General features: G+C 59.5%; 20 protein-coding genes. 4 read left to right on the top strand and 16 right to left on the bottom strand.

The genetic code is table 11. The features are described from left to right. Nucleotides 1-21: 21 nt before the first annotated feature. The 9 genes from RVM24_RS18270 to RVM24_RS18310 all read right to left on the bottom strand — a co-directional run bounded on the left by RVM24_RS18270 (nt 22) and on the right by RVM24_RS18310 (nt 7,377). Complete coding sequence (locus RVM24_RS18270; protein WP_061333170.1) at nt 22-261, bottom strand: sulfurtransferase TusA family protein; 240 nt, start codon at nt 259-261, stop codon at nt 22-24. Continuing rightward, nucleotides 254-382, bottom strand: coding sequence for a hypothetical protein (locus RVM24_RS18275; RefSeq protein WP_264753582.1), 129 nt, complete (start codon nt 380-382; stop codon nt 254-256). The genes RVM24_RS18270 and RVM24_RS18275 overlap by 8 nt, the downstream gene beginning before the upstream one ends. Further along, nucleotides 379-1,551, bottom strand: a complete 1,173-nt coding sequence (locus RVM24_RS18280) for a formate dehydrogenase subunit gamma (RefSeq protein ID WP_431474531.1) — start codon at nt 1,549-1,551, stop codon at nt 379-381. The genes RVM24_RS18275 and RVM24_RS18280 overlap by 4 nt, the downstream gene beginning before the upstream one ends. A gap of 85 nt (nt 1,552-1,636) precedes the next feature. Next, a complete protein-coding gene (gene fdh3B, locus RVM24_RS18285; RefSeq protein WP_058092956.1) occupies nt 1,637-2,245 on the bottom strand; it encodes a formate dehydrogenase FDH3 subunit beta in 609 nt (202 codons plus the stop codon). A 15-nt stretch (nt 2,246-2,260) separates the two neighbouring features. After that, a complete protein-coding gene (locus RVM24_RS18290; protein ID WP_431474532.1) occupies nt 2,261-5,146 on the bottom strand; it encodes a formate dehydrogenase subunit alpha in 2,886 nt (961 codons plus the stop codon). A gap of 89 nt (nt 5,147-5,235) precedes the next feature. Further along, nucleotides 5,236-5,424, bottom strand: a complete 189-nt coding sequence (locus RVM24_RS18295) for a twin-arginine translocation signal domain-containing protein (RefSeq protein ID WP_058092954.1) — start codon at nt 5,422-5,424, stop codon at nt 5,236-5,238. A 41-nt stretch (nt 5,425-5,465) separates the two neighbouring features. Continuing rightward, nucleotides 5,466-6,092 (bottom strand): TorD/DmsD family molecular chaperone, encoded by a 627-nt coding sequence (locus RVM24_RS18300; protein WP_431474533.1) that lies wholly within the window; start codon nt 6,090-6,092, stop codon nt 5,466-5,468. 92 nt (nt 6,093-6,184) lie between these two features. Further along, a complete protein-coding gene (locus RVM24_RS18305) occupies nt 6,185-6,799 on the bottom strand; it encodes a DUF3306 domain-containing protein (RefSeq protein WP_286920769.1) in 615 nt (204 codons plus the stop codon). Further along, entirely contained in the window at nt 6,799-7,377 is a 579-nt protein-coding gene (locus RVM24_RS18310) for a DUF3305 domain-containing protein (RefSeq protein WP_286920770.1), read from the bottom strand. Before RVM24_RS18310 ends, RVM24_RS18305 begins: the two co-directional genes overlap by 1 nt. A gap of 152 nt (nt 7,378-7,529) precedes the next feature. Between RVM24_RS18310 and RVM24_RS18315 the strand changes: the two genes are divergently transcribed. The 4 genes from RVM24_RS18315 to RVM24_RS18330 are packed head-to-tail and all read left to right on the top strand — an operon-like array spanning nt 7,530 to nt 11,547. Then, nucleotides 7,530-9,509, top strand: a complete 1,980-nt coding sequence (locus RVM24_RS18315; RefSeq protein WP_431474534.1) for a 4Fe-4S binding protein — start codon at nt 7,530-7,532, stop codon at nt 9,507-9,509. Between the two features lie 18 nt (nt 9,510-9,527). After that, on the top strand, nt 9,528-10,373 hold the full coding sequence (locus RVM24_RS18320; RefSeq protein ID WP_082780612.1) for an Mrp/NBP35 family ATP-binding protein: 846 nt from the start codon (nt 9,528-9,530) through the stop codon (nt 10,371-10,373). After that, a complete protein-coding gene (locus tag RVM24_RS18325) occupies nt 10,370-11,074 on the top strand; it encodes a biotin/lipoate--protein ligase family protein (protein ID WP_431474535.1) in 705 nt (234 codons plus the stop codon). Before RVM24_RS18320 ends, RVM24_RS18325 begins: the two co-directional genes overlap by 4 nt. After that, nucleotides 11,071-11,547 (top strand): DUF6505 family protein, encoded by a 477-nt coding sequence (locus tag RVM24_RS18330; RefSeq protein WP_431474536.1) that lies wholly within the window; start codon nt 11,071-11,073, stop codon nt 11,545-11,547. Before RVM24_RS18325 ends, RVM24_RS18330 begins: the two co-directional genes overlap by 4 nt. Here the strand turns inward: RVM24_RS18330 and RVM24_RS18335 are convergent, their stop codons facing one another. The 7 genes from RVM24_RS18335 to RVM24_RS18365 all read right to left on the bottom strand — a co-directional run bounded on the left by RVM24_RS18335 (nt 11,548) and on the right by RVM24_RS18365 (nt 17,137). Beyond that, nucleotides 11,548-12,825, bottom strand: a complete 1,278-nt coding sequence (locus tag RVM24_RS18335) for a molybdopterin-binding protein (RefSeq protein ID WP_431474537.1) — start codon at nt 12,823-12,825, stop codon at nt 11,548-11,550. Then, entirely contained in the window at nt 12,822-13,313 is a 492-nt protein-coding gene (mobB, locus tag RVM24_RS18340; RefSeq protein WP_431474538.1) for a molybdopterin-guanine dinucleotide biosynthesis protein B, read from the bottom strand. The genes RVM24_RS18335 and mobB overlap by 4 nt, the downstream gene beginning before the upstream one ends. Further along, nucleotides 13,310-13,897, bottom strand: a complete 588-nt coding sequence (gene mobA / locus RVM24_RS18345; RefSeq protein WP_431474539.1) for a molybdenum cofactor guanylyltransferase MobA — start codon at nt 13,895-13,897, stop codon at nt 13,310-13,312. The genes mobB and mobA overlap by 4 nt, the downstream gene beginning before the upstream one ends. Next, on the bottom strand, nt 13,890-14,759 hold the full coding sequence (locus RVM24_RS18350; protein ID WP_431474540.1) for a formate dehydrogenase accessory sulfurtransferase FdhD: 870 nt from the start codon (nt 14,757-14,759) through the stop codon (nt 13,890-13,892). Before RVM24_RS18350 ends, mobA begins: the two co-directional genes overlap by 8 nt. Before the next feature lie 65 nt (nt 14,760-14,824). Continuing rightward, entirely contained in the window at nt 14,825-15,631 is an 807-nt protein-coding gene (locus RVM24_RS18355) for a substrate-binding domain-containing protein (protein ID WP_431474541.1), read from the bottom strand. Between the two features lie 67 nt (nt 15,632-15,698). Next, nucleotides 15,699-16,442 carry an ATP-binding cassette domain-containing protein gene (locus tag RVM24_RS18360; RefSeq protein ID WP_431474542.1) on the bottom strand — a complete coding sequence of 248 codons (744 nt, stop codon included), beginning with the start codon at nt 16,440-16,442 and terminating at the stop codon, nt 15,699-15,701. Beyond that, a complete protein-coding gene (locus tag RVM24_RS18365) occupies nt 16,439-17,137 on the bottom strand; it encodes an ABC transporter permease (protein ID WP_058092941.1) in 699 nt (232 codons plus the stop codon). The genes RVM24_RS18360 and RVM24_RS18365 overlap by 4 nt, the downstream gene beginning before the upstream one ends. Nucleotides 17,138-17,190 lie beyond the last annotated feature (53 nt).

The following is a 17,190-nucleotide window of genomic DNA, read 5'->3' on the forward strand; positions in this document are numbered from 1 at the left end:
AGAGGTATTGGGCGCTTTGCTTCAGGCCAGGCAAATACGATAACGAATGACGCCGTTATCTTCTTCGTGGACCGATTCAATCTGGTGGCCGGTGATCTCGCACAGGGCCTGCAAATCGCGGCGGCCACTGACGTCATCCGCCAGGAATTCCACCCGGGTGCCACTGGGCAGCCCCTGGGTGCGTTTCTTGAAGCGCAAAACCGGAAGCGGGCATACCAGACCGACAGCGTCGATCCGGTATACCTCTGTTTGGTCAGTCAAGGCGCACACTCGTGGAGCTGCTGCCTTGTTCTGCGGAGGACCAGCCAAACTGGTTCAGTACCACGGGCGCGCAAACGGCAATGACCAGAGCCACGACAAACGCGGCTACCATAACTTTCATGATGAACCCCCTTTGCCTTGTTTTGCCTCAACCTCTTCCACCCACAGGTCGTGATGCTGGCGGGCCCATTCACGGTCAACCTGGCCGTTGCCCATGGCATCAAACGCACCTTCCATACCGACAGAGCCGATGTAGATGTGGGCGATGATGGCCACCATCATGGCGAACGCGACGATAGAGTGCCAGATGTTGGCGTACTGCATCTCTTCATGGGGCGTCAGCGCAGTCGGGAAGTCGGTACCGATAACACTGTTAATAACGCTGAAGGTGCCAGCGAACATGGGCATTTCAAACGGGAACAGCAGCGACAGGCCTGACAGGGACACCGAGACACCCAGCAGCATCACGGTCCAGAAGATGATCTTCTGGCCGGCGTTGAACTTCTTCGAGGAGGGGTGGGACTTGGTGAAGATGCCACCGCCCGCCTTGATCCACTGCCAGTCGAGCTTGTTGGGTATGTTGTGCGCGACCCACATGCAAAAGGTCATGACCAGGCCCAGCATAAAGGCCCAGGCGACATTATTGTGCAACCACTTGGAACCCACGGCGAGGGTTGAATAGGCCTCGTGCCCAATCACGGGAATCAGGAAACTTCGCCCCATCAGCGTGATCAGGCCGGTCAGGGCCAGTGCGATAAACGAACCCGCCAACAGCCAATGGCCAAAGCGTTCGATGGCTTTGAATCGTTCGATTTTGGTGCCTGAGGGGCCACCATCAATCATGATTTTGCCGCGAACAAAGTAGAACACCACCAGCAGCAGAATGATGCCCAGAAGTGCGCCACCGCCGTAGGAGATGATCGGGCCCTCCCGCAGCTTGTACCAAGGCATTCCCCCATCCTGAATCAGCACATCGGCCCCGGGGCCCCTGGCCTGGGTTTTGATATCGCTCTGGTTGTAGCGGATGCCCCGCCAGACATCGGAGTCTGACACGCCGCCCCGGGTGCCCAGTTGCTCCGTGATCGGTTTGGCGTTGGCCGGGTTGCCGAGGTTTTCAGAACGGAACGACTCGTCCATTTTCAGCTGTTGCTGGCGAGCCATGATATCTTCGAGGGTTTGCGCGCCCCCGGTCGCGGTTCGATCAACCGCCGGGGCATCACTCGCCCAGGCAGGCTGAAAAAGCAGTGTCGCCATAGCAAGCAGGGCGGCACCCAATAGTTTTGTTTTCATCAGAGTGCTCCAGCGGAATAGACCAAAAGAAGACAATGCCGAAATCAGTTCCGGGGCCCGAAGGCCCCGGAACTGTCCGGTGGGTTTACGCGCCCTTCTTCTCGTAGGCTGTGCCCCATCCCCAGGCGCCGGAACCGAAACCGCGGTTCACCACTCGCTGGCGATAGATGTCCGAAACCGTGTTGCCATCACCGGCCAACAGGGCTTTGGTTGAGCACATTTCCGCGCAGAGTGGCAATTTGCCCTCTGCAATACGGTTACGGCCGTATTTGTTGAACTCGGTTGTGGAGTGGTCTTCCTCCGGGCCACCCGCACAGAACGTGCACTTGTCCATCTTGCCCCGGCTGCCAAAGTTTCCCGCCTGGGGAAACTGCGGCGCACCGAAGGGGCAGGCGTAAAAACAATAGCCACACCCGATACACAGATCCTTGGAGTGCAGCACAATGCCGTCCGCCGTCTGGTAGAAGCAGTCTGTTGGGCACACGGCCATACAGGGCGCGTCTGAACAGTGCATGCAAGCTACCGAGATGGACCGCTCACCCGGTTTACCGTCTTCAATGGTAACCACGCGGCGGCGGTTGATGCCCCAGGGGACCTCGTGCTCGTTCTTACAGGCTGTCACGCAAGCATTACATTCGATGCAGCGCTCGGCGTCACAAAGGAATTTTGCTCTTGCTTGTCCTTCAAGTGCCATGGTCTACACCTCTTGTTATGCTGGTTCGATGGCACACAGGGTGCACTTGGTCTCTTGCATCTGCGTGACCGAGTCGTACCCGTATGTCTGAACGGTGTTTGTGGATTCACCCAACACGTAAGGATCAGCACCCTTTGGATACTTGTGCCTGCGATCCTCGCCTTGCAGGTGACCGCCGAAGTGGAACGGCATGAAGGCCACGCCTTCGCCAACCCTTTCGGTAACCATTGCTTTTACCTTGATGCGTGCGCCCTCCGGGCCAGACACCCAGACATCCCTGCCGTCGCGAATGTTCATGTTATTCGCGTCGCGTGGATTCACCTCAATGAACATGTCCTGCTGGAGTTCCGCCAGCCAGGGGTTGGAGCGAGTTTCGTCGCCACCCCCTTCGTATTCCACCAGTCGACCGGAGGTCAGAATGATGGGGAAGTCCTTGCTGAAGTCGTTCTTCTGGATCGACTCGTACAGGGTTGGCACCCGCCAGAAGGTCTTGTCGGCGTAGGTTGGATAGTCCTCGATCAGGTCGCGACGATTGGTATACAGCGGTTCACGGTGCAGTGGCACGGGGTCCGGGAAGTTCCAGACGATGGTGCGGGCCTTGGCATTACCAAAGGGCGCGCATTCGTGCTTGATGGCCACCCGCTGGATACCGCCTGACAGGTCCGTTTTCCAGTTTGCGGTTGGTCCGCCAACAGCTTCGATGGCAGCCCGTTCCTCTGCGGTCAGATCGCTGTCCCAGCCCAGATCCATCAGCATTTGCATGGTGAATTCCGGGTAACCATCCTTGATTTCGGAGTCTTTGGAGTAAACACCGTCTGCCAGAATGTTCTGGCCGTTGTGCTCCACCCCGAATCGCGCCCGGAAGGTGAGGCCGCCTTTGGAGACGGGCACCGACATGTCGTACAGGATATGCGTACCCGGGTGGTTCATCTCCGCTGTGCCCCAGCAGGGCCAGGGCAAACCGTAGGTGTCTCCATCACAGGGCCCGCCCACTGCGCGCAAGGTGGTCTTGTCGAAGTGGTGCTGATACTGCATGTGTTTTTTCAGGCGTTCTGGCGACTGGCCGGTGTAGCCAATGGTCCACATGCCCCGGTTGAACTCGCGGGTGATGTCCTCAATCAGTGGCTCGTTGCCCTCAATGGCGATGTTGCGGAACATGCGATCGGTAAAGCCAAACTTGTCCGCAAGGAGCTTCATGATTTCGTGGTCGACCTTGGAGTCGAACAGGGGCTCAATCACTTTTTCACGCCACTGCAAAGAGCGGTTCGAGGCGGTCACCGAACCTGTAGTCTCGAACTGGGTGGTGGCCGGCAGCAGGTAAGCGCCTTCTTTACGATCATGCAGCACCGCTGAAACCGTCGGGAAGGGGTCCACCACAACCAGCAGATCGAGCTTCTCCATGGCCTCTTTCATTTCCAGCATACGGGTCTGCGAGTTGGGCGCATGGCCCCACAGCACCATGGCCCGGGTGTTGTCGGGCTGCTCGAGGTTTTCCTTGGCTTCCAGGACGCCATCTATCCAGCGGGATACCGGAATGCCTTTTTCGTTCATCATGGCCCGGGATTTTCCATCTTTGTCCCAGGTGACAAAACGACCCTTCAGCCAGTCCATGTCCTCTTCCCAGACCCGTGCCCAATGGGCCCAGGAGCCGGCGGTCAGGCCGTAGTAGCCGGGCAGGGTGTCGGCCAGTACGCCAAGGTCGGTGGCGCCCTGTACGTTGTCGTGGCCCCGGAAAATGTTGGTGCCACCGCCGGCCACGCCCATATTGCCCAGTGCCAGTTGCAGCACGCAGTAGGCGCGGGTGTTGTTGTTACCGTTGGTATGCTGGGTACCACCCATGCACCAGATCACCGTGCCCGGGCGGTTGTTGACCAGAGTGCGGGCAACCCGTTCCAGCTGTGCTCCGGGTGCACCGGTTACTCGCTCTACCTCCTCGGGGTTCCAGCGTTTAACCTCTTCGCGAATCTGCTCCATGCCATAAACGCGGGTGCGGATAAACTCTCTGTCTTCCCATTTATTTTCGAAAATGTGCCAGAGAATGCCCCAGATCAGCGCGACGTCTGAGCCTGGGCGGAAGCGCACAAACTCGTCGGCATGAGCCGCCGTTCGGGTGAAGCGTGGATCGCAGACAATCAGTGGTGCGTTGTTTTCTTCCTTGGCTTTAAGAATGTGCAGCAGCGATACCGGGTGTGCTTCGGCCGGGTTGCCTCCTATCAGGAAGATGGCCTTGGAATTGTGGATGTCGTTGTAGGAGTTGGTCATCGCGCCGTAGCCCCAGGTGTTGGCTACACCGGCAACGGTGGTGGAGTGACAGATCCGGGCCTGGTGGTCGACGTTGTTGGTGCCCCAGTAAGCGGCAAACTTCCGAAACAAATAGGCCTGTTCGTTGTTGAACTTCGCGCTGCCGAGCCAATAGACGGAATCCGGGCCGCTCTCGTCGCGGATATGGAGCATCTTGTCGCCAATCTCGTTGATGGCGTCGTCCCAGGAGATCTTCTGCCACTGACCGTTAACCATTTTCATGGGTGACTTCAGACGGCGCTCACCGTGGGCATGTTCCCGTACCGAAGCGCCTTTGGCGCAGTGGGCGCCCATGTTGAAAGGGCTGTCCCATCCCGGCTCCTGACCAATCCAGGTACCGTTCTGAACCTCCGCTTCCACCGTGCAGCCTACCGAGCAGTGGGTACACACGGATTTTCTGCGAACGACGTTTCCGCCTTCAGTTGATGGCGTTGAGGCCTGTACCCGTGTGGTTGGTAACGACAACGCAGCCAGCCCGCCCACGGCAACTCCGGAGGCGGTCAAAAAGCCCCGTCGGTCCATGGTGGTTGCAGCGAGGGATGAAAGTAAAGAACCCGCCCGGGGGCCTTTCGCTACCCCGTTGGTTTTCTTCCTTAACATGTCCAATACCTCTCTCTTTTATTGTTCTCGTTTTACCGGGGGCAGGGTCATCCAAGAGCATCACGCAATCTTGAACGGCCTGGCTCCCTTCAAAAGCGAGCCGATTCGAAATACTTGCGCGTATGTTCTGTGTCGCGCAGGCCGCTGCTTTTCGGTACGTCTTTAACGACCTCGGCTGCGGCGTTCGGTGCTACCGTCATTGCAACTGCAGCGGGGGCAGCGGCAACGGCCATCCGCAAAAAATGTCGGCGGCTGTTTTCTTTATTACGGTCGTTCATACAACATCTCCACCTGGTTCAGGGGATCGAGCTGATCCCGGTTACTGGATTGCAAAGGCGTCGGCTTCTACGGCCATGAATGCTTTACCAAGCGAGCCCACGGGGGCGTAGAAGATGGCACTTTGCGCTTGCTCCAGATCGGTAAAAAACAATCGCGCCCACTTTGCCATGTGGGCGTCAAAAAACGCTTTTTGCGACGGCAGGTCGCTGTCACACTCAAATTCGCCGGTGATAATGCCTGCCATGGTTTCACACAGCGTGCCCATGTGATCTTCCGGCTCTTTGACGTCGGCACGGGCACGGATGCCCCTTGCCATCAAATCACTGCGAAGGCTCGCAAGAGGCTTTTCGTTCAGGAATCCGGTCAGGTAATAGCTGGCGTAAGGCAGCAGTTCACCACGGCCAAGGCCCACGAACAGATTGTTATACTCCCGCTCCGCGTCGGTGGCCGAGGTGCGTTGGGCGAGGGCAGCAAGGTTCTTCGAGGCAGACCCAATGAGGGTGTCGTCGCCCTTGAGGGTCGCCAGCCCCTTCAGCAACTCACTTGACGGTGGGTTGCTCAGCAGGGTGCCCAGTAGCTGGTAAATCTGGGCTCTGGCTCGATCCTCGTCACTGATCGAGCGAGGACAAAGGCTTTCAGCAGTGTTGGCCAAATCACGTTCCTTCATGTTGTTGTTCAAATTTTGTGCTATCTAGATTTATAGTCCCGAAAGGGCGATGGCGCAACCAGTCTCGAGACATGTCTGGTTTGTGGTGGTGTTTAATCAAACCTCATTCTTGGCCGGTAACGTGGGGCCGGTTCTGCCTCTTCATCCTCCGCGTCCGACAGCGATGGTGCTTGCCTGGGCTGGCTTGAAGAGTCAATGGCTGGCTCTGGTTCCGAAGACCCCTCCGGTGGCGAAGTTTCCCGGGTGTTGACTGGTTCCGGCTCGCCGGTCTGAGGTTCTGCGTGTTCTATTGTTGATTCGGTCTTTGTCGCCGTTTTGTCGAACATGCCCTGGCCGACTTTGTACAAAGTCTTGACGGCTTCGCCTGCGGTTGCCGCGTCTGTGTAGTCCTCGTCGTAGTCGTTGAGGCCATCCAGCACCGCCAGGACTGGATTGGATTTCCAGAGTGCGCGCAGCGCCTTGCGGCGCAACAATTCGGGGATCTCCTTGCGCATGAACCCGGTGATGTCGGTGCCGAGTGTGATGGTGTCCGGATCCGGCAAGCCGTATTTTTCGAGCACTTCGTGCTCAGGCAGCGCCTGGTTAATGGCGAGCTCCTGCTCTTCGGCAGGGGGCTCATTCTCAACAGGTAAGGGGGTGGTAGGGCCAGACTGCTTGCTGGCTTCGGCTTTCTTGCGCGACCATCGTTGCAGGCGTGATTCAGTCATCACTGCACATTCGGTTTTTTGATGTTTGTCGGAGCCCGGTAAACGTCGCTCTCCTGACGAATACGCGGGTCGCCTTTGCCCTCTTCGACGGCATCTACGTCAACCCGGTCTCGGCGGCGTTTCTTGAAGGGCTCATCGACGAAGTGCATATCAATAAATTCTTTGATCCAGGCCGCCAGAGACTCGGGGATCGGAACGGGTTCGACGATACTTTCGCCGCTGTCCAGGGTATCGAGGGCTTCATGGGCACTGGCGGTGATGGTGGTGACGACCCATCCCGCCGGGGACTGACCGGTGGTATCTCTGTCCAACACGACCCAAACAGAGGGGACGGCCATGTTGAGGGAAACAAGGTAACCTTCCACATCAGCACGAAACAGCTCCATGGTCACGGTGCCGGCGTGGTAATCCACCACATCGCCATTGCGGACCATTTCATTCCAGAACGCCTCTGGCGCACCGGGGATCACAGCAACGGGTGTCCAGATATCACGTGCCCACCGGGTGACCCCGGGGGTACGCCGAACCACCGCGCCGACCGGCAATTCTCGTTTCCAACTGTCCGTGCGACTGCTCATGATGTTTCTCTTTCTTATTGTCTCTTGAAGCTAGCAGAGCCCCGGCAATTATCCAATTATCCGATTGTCCAAGGCCAAACAGCTGTGGCATGCTCGAAGAGCCACGGTTGAAATCAATACGTACAAAAATAACTAAAAGAGTAATTTTCCTGATGACGCCAACTAAAACCCTTCTGTTATGCACCTGCGAAAAAACGCAGGCCGTCAGTCCCGAGGCGCTGAAAGCGGCTTCCGCAGCCGGGCAGGTGATTGTTGTGGATGAGTTGTGTGGCAAGGATATGGCTACGGCCGCCGAACACCTGAGCGGCACTGGTGAAGTGCTCATTGCCTGCGGCCAGCAAGCGGCGTTATTCGAGCGCCTGGGCGAGGATGTGCAAGCGGAAGTGGGCCAGTCCGCGCCGTTGAGCACCATCGATATCCGGGACCGTGCCGGCTGGAGCGCGCCGGATGCCAATCCCAAACGCCTGCATGCCAAGCAGGCCGCGTTGATGGTCGGGGCGCAGCTGCCGGCGGCCATGGCGCCGGCAAAGCTCATCCAGTCCAGTGGCGTCTGCTGTATCGTTGGCCAAACCGACCAGGCCATCCGGATGGCGGAACTGGTGCAGGATGAGCTTGGCGTTACCTGCGTTGTGAGTGATGCCGGCCCTGTCCAGTTACCCTCCGCCAGGTACGACGTAGCCAGGGGTAAACTGACCGCGGCCAAAGGCGCACTGGGCAATTTCACGCTGGAATTCGCCCAGCTGCAAATGCTGAATCCGGCGGGCCGGGGTGCACCGGCCTATGGCGACGCAAAGGCCACGGCCCGCAGCGAGTGCGACATTTTTATCGATCTGCGGGGCGGTGCCCCGGCATTTCCACACTACCAGAAGCGCAACGGCTATTTCTGGGCTGATCCTGCCAAAAGCGGTGAGCTGGAGCGCATTGCCCTGACCGCCAGAGAACGGGTGGGTGAGTTCGAGAAAACCGTGTATTTCCGGCTGGAAGAATCCCTGTGCGCCCACTCGCGGGCGAACCAGCCCGGTTGTACCCGTTGCCTGGATGTCTGTTCCACCGAGGCCATCTTTTCCGCCGGCGACCACATTCAGATTGATTCCGATATCTGCGCCGGTTGCGGGACTTGTGCAGCGGTTTGCCCGACCTCCGCCATCACCATGAACGAAACCCCCTTTGAGTCGATTACCAAAGCGCTGGATGTGATGGCCAGGACCTACCGGGAGCACGCGGGCGAGGCACCACGGCTGGTATTTCATTCCCTGGGTGCGGGCGCCGAGGCCATTGCCTACCTGGCCAGGTATCACGATGGTCTGGCGGATGACCTGATTCCGTTTGGCCTGGAACAGATTGACCGCATAGGCCATGCAGAGATACTGGCGGCCTTTGGTGCGGGCTATGCAGAAGTGCTGATGCTGGCCGACAGCGAACTGGATCGGCGGGCTGTCGCTGCCGAAGTGGAACTGGCCCAAGCCATGCTGGTGGGTACCCACAATTCCCCCAGCCGGATTCGGGTTATTGCGGCTGAGCACCTCGGCGAAGCCGGTGACAATGCCGGCCGCCTGAGTGAACCTGTGTTGCTGGTGGGCGGCCGCAGGGATATCACCAGAGTTGCCGCCACCGCGATGGCAGACAAAATTGAGGCGCCCATTCCCCTGCCGGCGGGCGCGCCCTACGGCGCTATCGAAATTGATTCAGACAAGTGCACGTTGTGCCTTGCCTGTGTATCCCTGTGCCCGACCGGTGCGCTTGGCGATCACCCGGACCGACCGGAAGTTCAGTTCACCGAGAACGCCTGTGTGCAGTGCGGTGTCTGCGAAAGCACCTGTCCGGAAACCGCCATCACTCTGAAGCCACAGCTGGATCTGTCCAAGGCGGCACTGAGCGCCCGTGCCCTGCACGGTGAAGATCCCTTCGAATGTATCCAGTGTGGTAAACCCTTTGGTGTTGCCAGCACCATTAACCGGATTGTTGAGAAGCTGGAAAACCAACACTGGATGTACACCAAGTCTGACAACGTCCAGCTCATCAAGATGTGTGACGATTGCCGGGTAAAGGCCCAGTTCCATGGCGACAGTGCGCCCATGGCCAGCGGTGAGCGCCCCCGGGTTCGCACCAGTGACGACTATCGCGACCACTAAATCTGATCGGGACATTGTATGGTTCAATACGTTAACGCCGACAAAAGCAATCTGATCGGAACCGATGCGCCCCGGCCGCAGGACAAGAATCCGAGAGGTATCAGCCGGATTATCGCCATTGCCTCGGGCAAGGGCGGTGTTGGTAAATCCACCGTGGCCTCCAACCTGGCGGTGGCACTGGCATCGAAAGGGCTCAAAGTGGGGCTGCTTGATGCGGACGTCTATGGGCCCAGCCAGCCCCGTATGCTGGGGGTTTCCGGTCGCCCTTCCAGCCCGGACGGGCACACCATTCTGCCCCTGCGCAATCATGGCGTAACGCTGATGTCGCTGGGCCTGATGACCACGGAAGACGAAGCGATCGTGTGGCGCGGGCCAATGCTGATGGGGGCCCTGGAACAGATGATGAATCAGGTGGACTGGGGCAGGCTGGACGTGTTGCTGGTGGATCTGCCCCCCGGCACCGGCGATGTCCAGATGACGCTTAGCCAGAAGTTCTTTGTGGCCGGCGCGGTTGTGGTGTCGACGCCCCAGGACATTGCCCTGATGGACGCGCGCAAGGGCATCGACATGTTCAACCGCATGGATGTGCCACTGTTTGGCCTGATCGAGAACATGGCCTCGTTCGTCTGTGACGGTTGTGGCAAAGAACATCATCCCTTCGGCTCTGGCGGCGCCAGGGCGGAAGCGGAAAAGCTTGGGGCGCCTTTCCTGGGCGAAATCCCGCTGGACCTGGATATCCGGGTCGGATCCGACGGCGGTGTGCCGATTGTGGTGTCGAAGCCGGAAAGTCCCCAGGCCAGGGCGTTCCAGCGAATCGCCGATGAAATTATGGCCTCTGATGTGTATGCCCGGGCTGTGTTATGAACCAATCTCCCCAGTTTCCGCCACTGCTGACGGGCGAGGTGGTGCCCAAGCATACCGACCCTTTTGACAAGGCGGTCAGCCGTGCCATCGCCGGGGTCGATTCTGGCTCCATCTTCTACTCGCAAGGGGAGGATACCTTGCGTGCCGCGCTTGTGTTGGCACCGGAAACGCCACTGGAAGAGGCCATTCAGGCTGTCTACGTGGCCCAGATCGGCTTGGCTGAGAGCCTGGGTGCGCTGGCGCCGCCAGAGGTGCCGGTTCATTTCCAGTGGCCGGATCGTATCAAGGTGAATGGTGCCGTGTGCGGCGGTGTTCGCTTTGCCGCGGACGTGTCTGATCCGAAGGCGTACCCGAACTGGCTGGTGATCGGGGTTCATGTGCCGTTCACCATGGCTGGTAACGAGCCCGGTGAGAATCCGGACGAAACCTGCCTGTGTGAAGAAGGCTGTGTGGATATCACCCCCATGTCGCTGCTGGAAAGCTGGTCCAAGCACACATTGCTCTGGCTGACGTACTTTCTGGATAGCGGATTCGAGCGCATACATACCGACTGGCGACCACGTTGCGACACCCTTGGCATGCAGATTGACTACCCGAGGCCGGGACTCTTCGTTGGCCTCGATGACAAAGGCCGGATGTTGTTACGGGAAGATGTGATGACAGAAACCGTAAGCCTGATTGAATTCGCGGAGCACCTATGAAACTGGCCCGAACCCTGCGACTGGATGTGTCTGATGACAATGTGTTCGAGAATCCGGCGCCGAGCGGCGAATGGGCTATTTCGGGCGGATTCGAGTTCTCCAACTGGACCGACGCGGAGCTGAAGGGCAAAGCCCGGCAGGCCTTCAGTAATGGTTGGTACAGCATCGAATCCGGTGGTCGAGCCAGTTTCGTGGGTGTGTGTGACATTACCGAAACCGAACTGGAGCGGTTGCGCCGGACCCTGGCGCAAACCTTTGTCGAGCAATACGGGGCGCCAGACATAGAGGCGGCCTACCCCGTGGCTTGCGAAGAAATCGACCAGATGCGCAGCATGTGTGAGGACTTCGAGGACAATACCCTGCTGATGGTCAGCCGAACCCTGACCGAACTGGGGGTTGAGGAAACCTACCGTTCCCGGGCCCCGCAGGATGCCTCACTGGAAGCCTTCGCCGTGCACGGCAGCGTTGAGTGATTACAGCCCGAAGCTGCCATAAGGTATAAAGCGAACGGGCGTTCCCGGCTCGATCTCCTGGGCGCTCTCGTCCAGCTCCACCAGACCTTCAGACCAGGCCAGGCCGGTCACCCGCCCGGAGCCTTCGGAACCAAACACTTCAACCTGCCCGTCCCGCACCCGTGCCCGCAACATCTCACTGCGCCCCGGTTTTTTGTTCTTGGAAAAGTTGGCGGGAATCAGGTAACTCGTTGGTTCAAACCACTCACCCCCGGCCAGCAGTGCCATGGCCGGAACCCCAAAGCGCAATGCGCAGACCCAGGCCGCCACCGGGTTGCCCGGCAGACCCACCACCGGTGTGCCCTTGAACATGGCCAGCGCCAGGGGGCGGCCCGGTTTGATGGCAATGCGCCAGTTGCTGATGTCACCGTGGGCTTTCAGGGTTTTCGAGACATGGTCTTCATCCCCGGCGGAAACGCCGCCGCTGGTGAGGATCAAGTCGCATTGGTCCGCACCGCGCTCCAGTGCGGCTTTAACGTCCTCAGCCCGGTCCAGCGCATGGCCCAGGTCGACCAGTTCATAGCCCAGTTGCGTCACCATGGCGCTGAGCATCGGGCGGTTGGCGTCGTAAATCTGCCAGTCGGTCACCGGGGCACCGACGGGCTTTACTTCGTCTCCCGTCGACAACACGCCAACACGCAGCCGCTGGTAAACATCCACTGATTCGATACCCACACTGGCAAGTACCGAAATCTGGGTAGGTGTCAGCCGGGTGCCGGCGGTCAGAATGCAATCCTGTACCTGGATATCCTCGCCGGCTTTGCGCCGGTTGGCACCCGCCTTTAACGTGCCGTTCAGGTGCAGCTGGCCATCGATGACCTCGCAGTCTTCTTCCAGCACTACGGTGTCTGTGCCTGCCGGCATCACTGCGCCGGTGAGTATGCGGATGGCGTATCCCTCGGGAACCTGCCCGGTGTATGGTTCACCGGCAGCACTGCGGCCATCGGCCAGTGGCAGCACACAAGGCACCTCGGTTAGAGGGCCGGCAAGGGCATACCCATCGACGGCGGAATTGCTGCTTGGCGGGTGGGCTCTGGGTGCATAGACATCTTTAGCCAGTATTCGGCCGTTGAGCTGAGACAGCGGGACGTCTTGCTCCACCCCCACCACCGGGTGCAGGCGGGAACGCAGCCGCGCCAGCGCTTCGTCCACCGGTGTCCAGTTCACCCCTGGAGGCAGGGCAAAGCAGTCGTTGCGGAGCGGTTTCGTGGGGCTCCCGTTATTGGCGGCGTTGCTCATGGTTGTTCACGCTTCAGAATAAAGTCAGTGATGCCGGTGACATCGTTGATATCGAAGACCGGGCCCGGGAAATCCGCGGCATAGTCTGCCGCCACCGCCACAATGCTTGGGTCCTGCGGGTACAGGGGGGCGTGGGAGCTGTCCTGCCGGTGAACTTCAATTTTGGGATGGGCGTTGGTTTTGAATCCCTCAACCACGACCCAGTCGCAGGGGCCCAGCCTGGCCAGCAACTCATCCAGGGTTGGCTCGCGGGCGCCCCGGAGTTCGTGCATGATGGCAAAGCGTTGGCCGCCCGCGAGGATGACTTCCTGAGCGCCAGCCTCCCGGTGCTTGTAGCTGTCGGTTCCGGGTTGGTCTATGTCCACCAGGTGGTGGGCGTGTTTGATGGCGTTAACGGTCAAACCTCTGCTGGACAACTCGTGAATCACGGCGCTGGCCAGGGTGGTCTTGCCCGAATTCTTCCAGCCTACGACACCTATCACGTTCACGTCAGATGCTGCTCCGCCCAAGCCAGGTCTTCCGGTGTATTGATGTTGAAGAAGTCGGCCTCCTCGAGCATCACCAGGGTTTCACCCTTGGCCAGCGTCCATTGGCGAATCTTGCGCACGCCGTCGTTCAGGGCGGCTCTCAGGTCATGCCTCAGCGCGACTTGCCAGCGGCCAAAGGTGGGCTGGGGAATCCGCCCACGTTCCGGGTCTGGTGTGGCTGCCAGCACCACCGGGGCGCCAGATGCGGACAGGCGCTCGACCATGTCCAGGGGAAAAGATGGGGTATCCGCCGCAACGCTGATCAGCCACTCATGGCCCTGTTCCGCTGCCCAGTCCATGCCCGCCAGAATGCCGGCCAGGGGGCCGGCGTAGTCCGGGATGGAGTCGGCAACCACCGGTAACCCCAGATCATCGAACCGGGACAGGTCGCCATTGGCATTCAGTACCACGGCGTCTACCTGCGGTGTTATCCGCTCGATAACCCGATGAATCAGGGATTGGTCCCCCAGCATCAACCGGCCTTTATCGCCACCGCCCATTCGGTGGGCCTGGCCCCCGGCCAGAATCACGGCGCACTCAGTCATGCTCAGCCCCTTTACGACGCATTTTCTTGTCCTCATCCGGAACCTGAGACAGGTCCTGATCAAACACCAGGCGGTGCTGGCCACTGAGGCAGGTGAATTTCTTGCCCCGCATCCGACCGATCAGGGTTAGCCCCACTTGCCGGGCAATATCCACGCCCCAGGCGGTGAAACCGGACCGGCTGATCAGGGTCGGGATGCCCATCAGGGACGTTTTGATCACCATTTCGGAGGTTAAGCGGCCGGTGGTATAGAGCACCTTGTCGGCCGCGGAAACCTTGTGCTGATGCATCCAGCCGGCAATCTTGTCGACCGCGTTGTGGCGCCCGACATCCTCCATGTACGCCAGAATCTCGCGGCCCTGGCACAGCGCGGTGCCATGGATGGCGCCGGTTTCCATGTACAGGCTGGGGGTGTGGTTGATCTGGTAGGACAGGTCGTAAAAGGTACTGGTGTGTACCGGGGTGTCTGGCAGCGAAAGCCCGTCCAGCCCTGCCATCATGTCACCAAACACCGTGCCCACGGCGCAGCCGGAGGTTCGGGTTTTCTTTTCCAGTTTGTCCTCAACATCCGTGATGCCGGCTGTGCGCACCACGGCCACTTCCAGCTCTTCGTCGAAATCAATCCCGGTAACCTGATCGGTCTCTTTCAGCATGCCCTGATTCAACAGGAAGCCCAGAGCCAGGTATTCCGGGTGATCGCCAATGGTCATGGCGGTGACGATTTCCTGGCTGTTCAGGTAAATGGTCAGGGGGCGCTCTTCGATAACGCTGATGGCTTTCGGTTGGCCGGTTTCATCAACACCCTCGACTGCCCGGGACAGTCGAGGGTCTTTCGGGTCTGGAAGTATGGAATCGATCGTCATTGTTATTCTGGCTCTCTCAGGGATTCCGCATACTGCATTATCTACGGACATAGCCAGAGGTTAGCCTATTTGGCATTCGGGAAAAACAACTGTTGTCCATTCACTTTAAAGTCGGCAATCGCTTGCTGACCCTCTTCGGAAATCAGCCAGTTGTGCCACTGACGGGCTAGATCATGTTTGAGGTGGGGGTGCTTCTGTTCCGAGAGCAACAAGCTGCCGTACTGGTTGAACAGCACGTTGTCACCTTCAAAAAGCAAAGTCAGGTTCTGCCGGTTGCCGAACGCTACCCAGGTGGCGCGATCCGACATCACGTAGGCGTCCATGGCCGCGGCGGTGTTGAGCGTTGGCCCCATGCCGCTGCCAAGCTCCCGGTACCAGTCGCCATCGGGCTCAACACCGGCGTTTTCCCAAAGGCGCAACTCGGCGCGGTTGGTGCCACTGTCATCACCCCGTGAAGTGAACGGGGCTCGGGCACTGGCGATGGCCGCAAACGCTTCGGCTGCGGTTTTGGCGTTGCGGACATTGGCGGGGTCGTTTGCTGGACCAATCAGTACAAAGTCGTTGTACATCACATCCACGCGCCCGGTGGCATGGCCATTGTCGATAAATCGCTGTTCGCCGCTGGTGTCGTGCACCAACAGGCTGTCGGCGTCGCCGCGGCGGGCGAGCTCAAAGGCCTGCCCGGTGCCAACAGCCACAACCCGCACGTCGATGCCGCTGGCGTTTTTGAATTTGGGCAGAATAGAGTCGAACAACCCCGAGTTTTCCGTCGAGGTGGTGGAGGCGAGAATGATGTATCCCTCGGCGTGCGCACTGAGCGACATGCCCATCGCCATTACGATTGCAAAGAGCAGATTCAGGGTCTTTTTCATCTTGTTTTTCCTTCCGTGCGTTGGGAGTGTTTTTCGGGGCACTTCATGTCAAAGTCCTGAGGCGGAGCTATTCCACCAGTTCTCCGGTAACAAACGCTTGCGCCTCGGGGGATACTGGGTTGCTGAAGAAGGTGTCAGCCGCCGTGTGTTCGCGCACTTTTCCCCCAGACAGGAACAGGACGTCACCGGCGAGCCGACGGGCCTGATGTAAATCGTGGGTGGTCATCACAATGCGTGTGCCTCGCTGGTGAAAATCCAGCACGGCGGCCTCGACAGCCTTTATCGCGGCTGGGTCAAGCGCCGAGGTGGGTTCGTCAAGAAACAGCACCTGGGGCGAGAGCACCCAGGCCCGCGCCAACGCAAGGCGTTGTTGTTGTCCACCCGAAAGCACCCGTGCGGGTGTATGTGCGCAGGCCGACAGGCCGAAGCGTTCAAGGGCATCCAGTGCCAGTTTCGCCCGTGCCCGACGGGGGACGTTGTTGACCGCCAGAGCGTGCCGGAGATTGGCCACCGCAGAGCGGCGCAGAAGCACCGGTTGCTGGAACACCATGGCCTGGCGGGGAATGCCCTCATCCGACCAAATAATCCGGCCTTGGGTTGGCGATAGCAGCCCGTGAGCCAGGCGCAGCAGGAGGCTTTTGCCGGCGCCGTTGGGGCCCATCACCAGGGTAGGGCCGGGGCCGTCCAGGGTGAAGGAACAGGGGCCCAGCAATGTCTTTTCCTCGTGATGGAAGGCGACACCCTGGAAGGACAGGGCCGGTGGTGGAAGCAGAACGGATCTGGAAATGAGGGGGGCGTTCAGTGAGGTCATCCTGTCCGCCTCCTGCTCAGTTCACCTACAAGATAGGCGCCGGCGTTAATCAACATGACCAGCGTCAAAAGTACAATGCCGAGCCCGAGCGCCAGGGGCAGATTGCCTTTGCCAGTTTCCAGCACGATGGCGGTCGTCATTACCCGGGTGACCCCATCAATATTGCCGCCAACCATCATCACTGCGCCTACTTCGGCACTGGCCCGGCCAAACCCGGCGAGCAGTACCGTCAACAGCGCAAAACGGGCATCCCAGAGCAGGGTGGGCATCATGCGAGCCCGGGACATACCGAGAGACACGAACTGCTCCCGGTACTCGCCCAGCATCTCTTCCACCTTCTGGCGCGACAGCGCAGCCAGGATGGGCAGCACCAGCACCACCTGGGCGATCACCATGGCGCCGGGTGTAAACAGAAGCCCCCATTCACCGAGCGGCCCGGCGCGGGAGAGCAGCAAATACACCATCAGCCCGGCCACCACCGGCGGGAGTCCCATAAGTGCGTTCAGCACCACGACCACGGCGCCGCGTCCCGGGAAGCGCCACAGCGCCACTGCAGCGCCAAGCGGAAACCCCAGCACCGCTGCAATCAGCACGGCCAGAAGCGACACCTGTAGCGAGAGCGCGACGATCTGGATTAGCGAGGCGTCGAGGCTTAACAGCAACGACAACGCCACATAGAACGCATTATTTTCCACTGCTGCGTCTCCTTATTATTTGAGCATCGTGGCGTTTTTAACTACGCTTTGCA

Origin of the sequence: Marinobacter sp. KM021 (assembly GCF_050707965.1) — a bacterium.
In the GTDB taxonomy this organism is placed as follows: domain Bacteria; phylum Pseudomonadota; class Gammaproteobacteria; order Pseudomonadales; family Oleiphilaceae; genus Marinobacter; species Marinobacter shengliensis.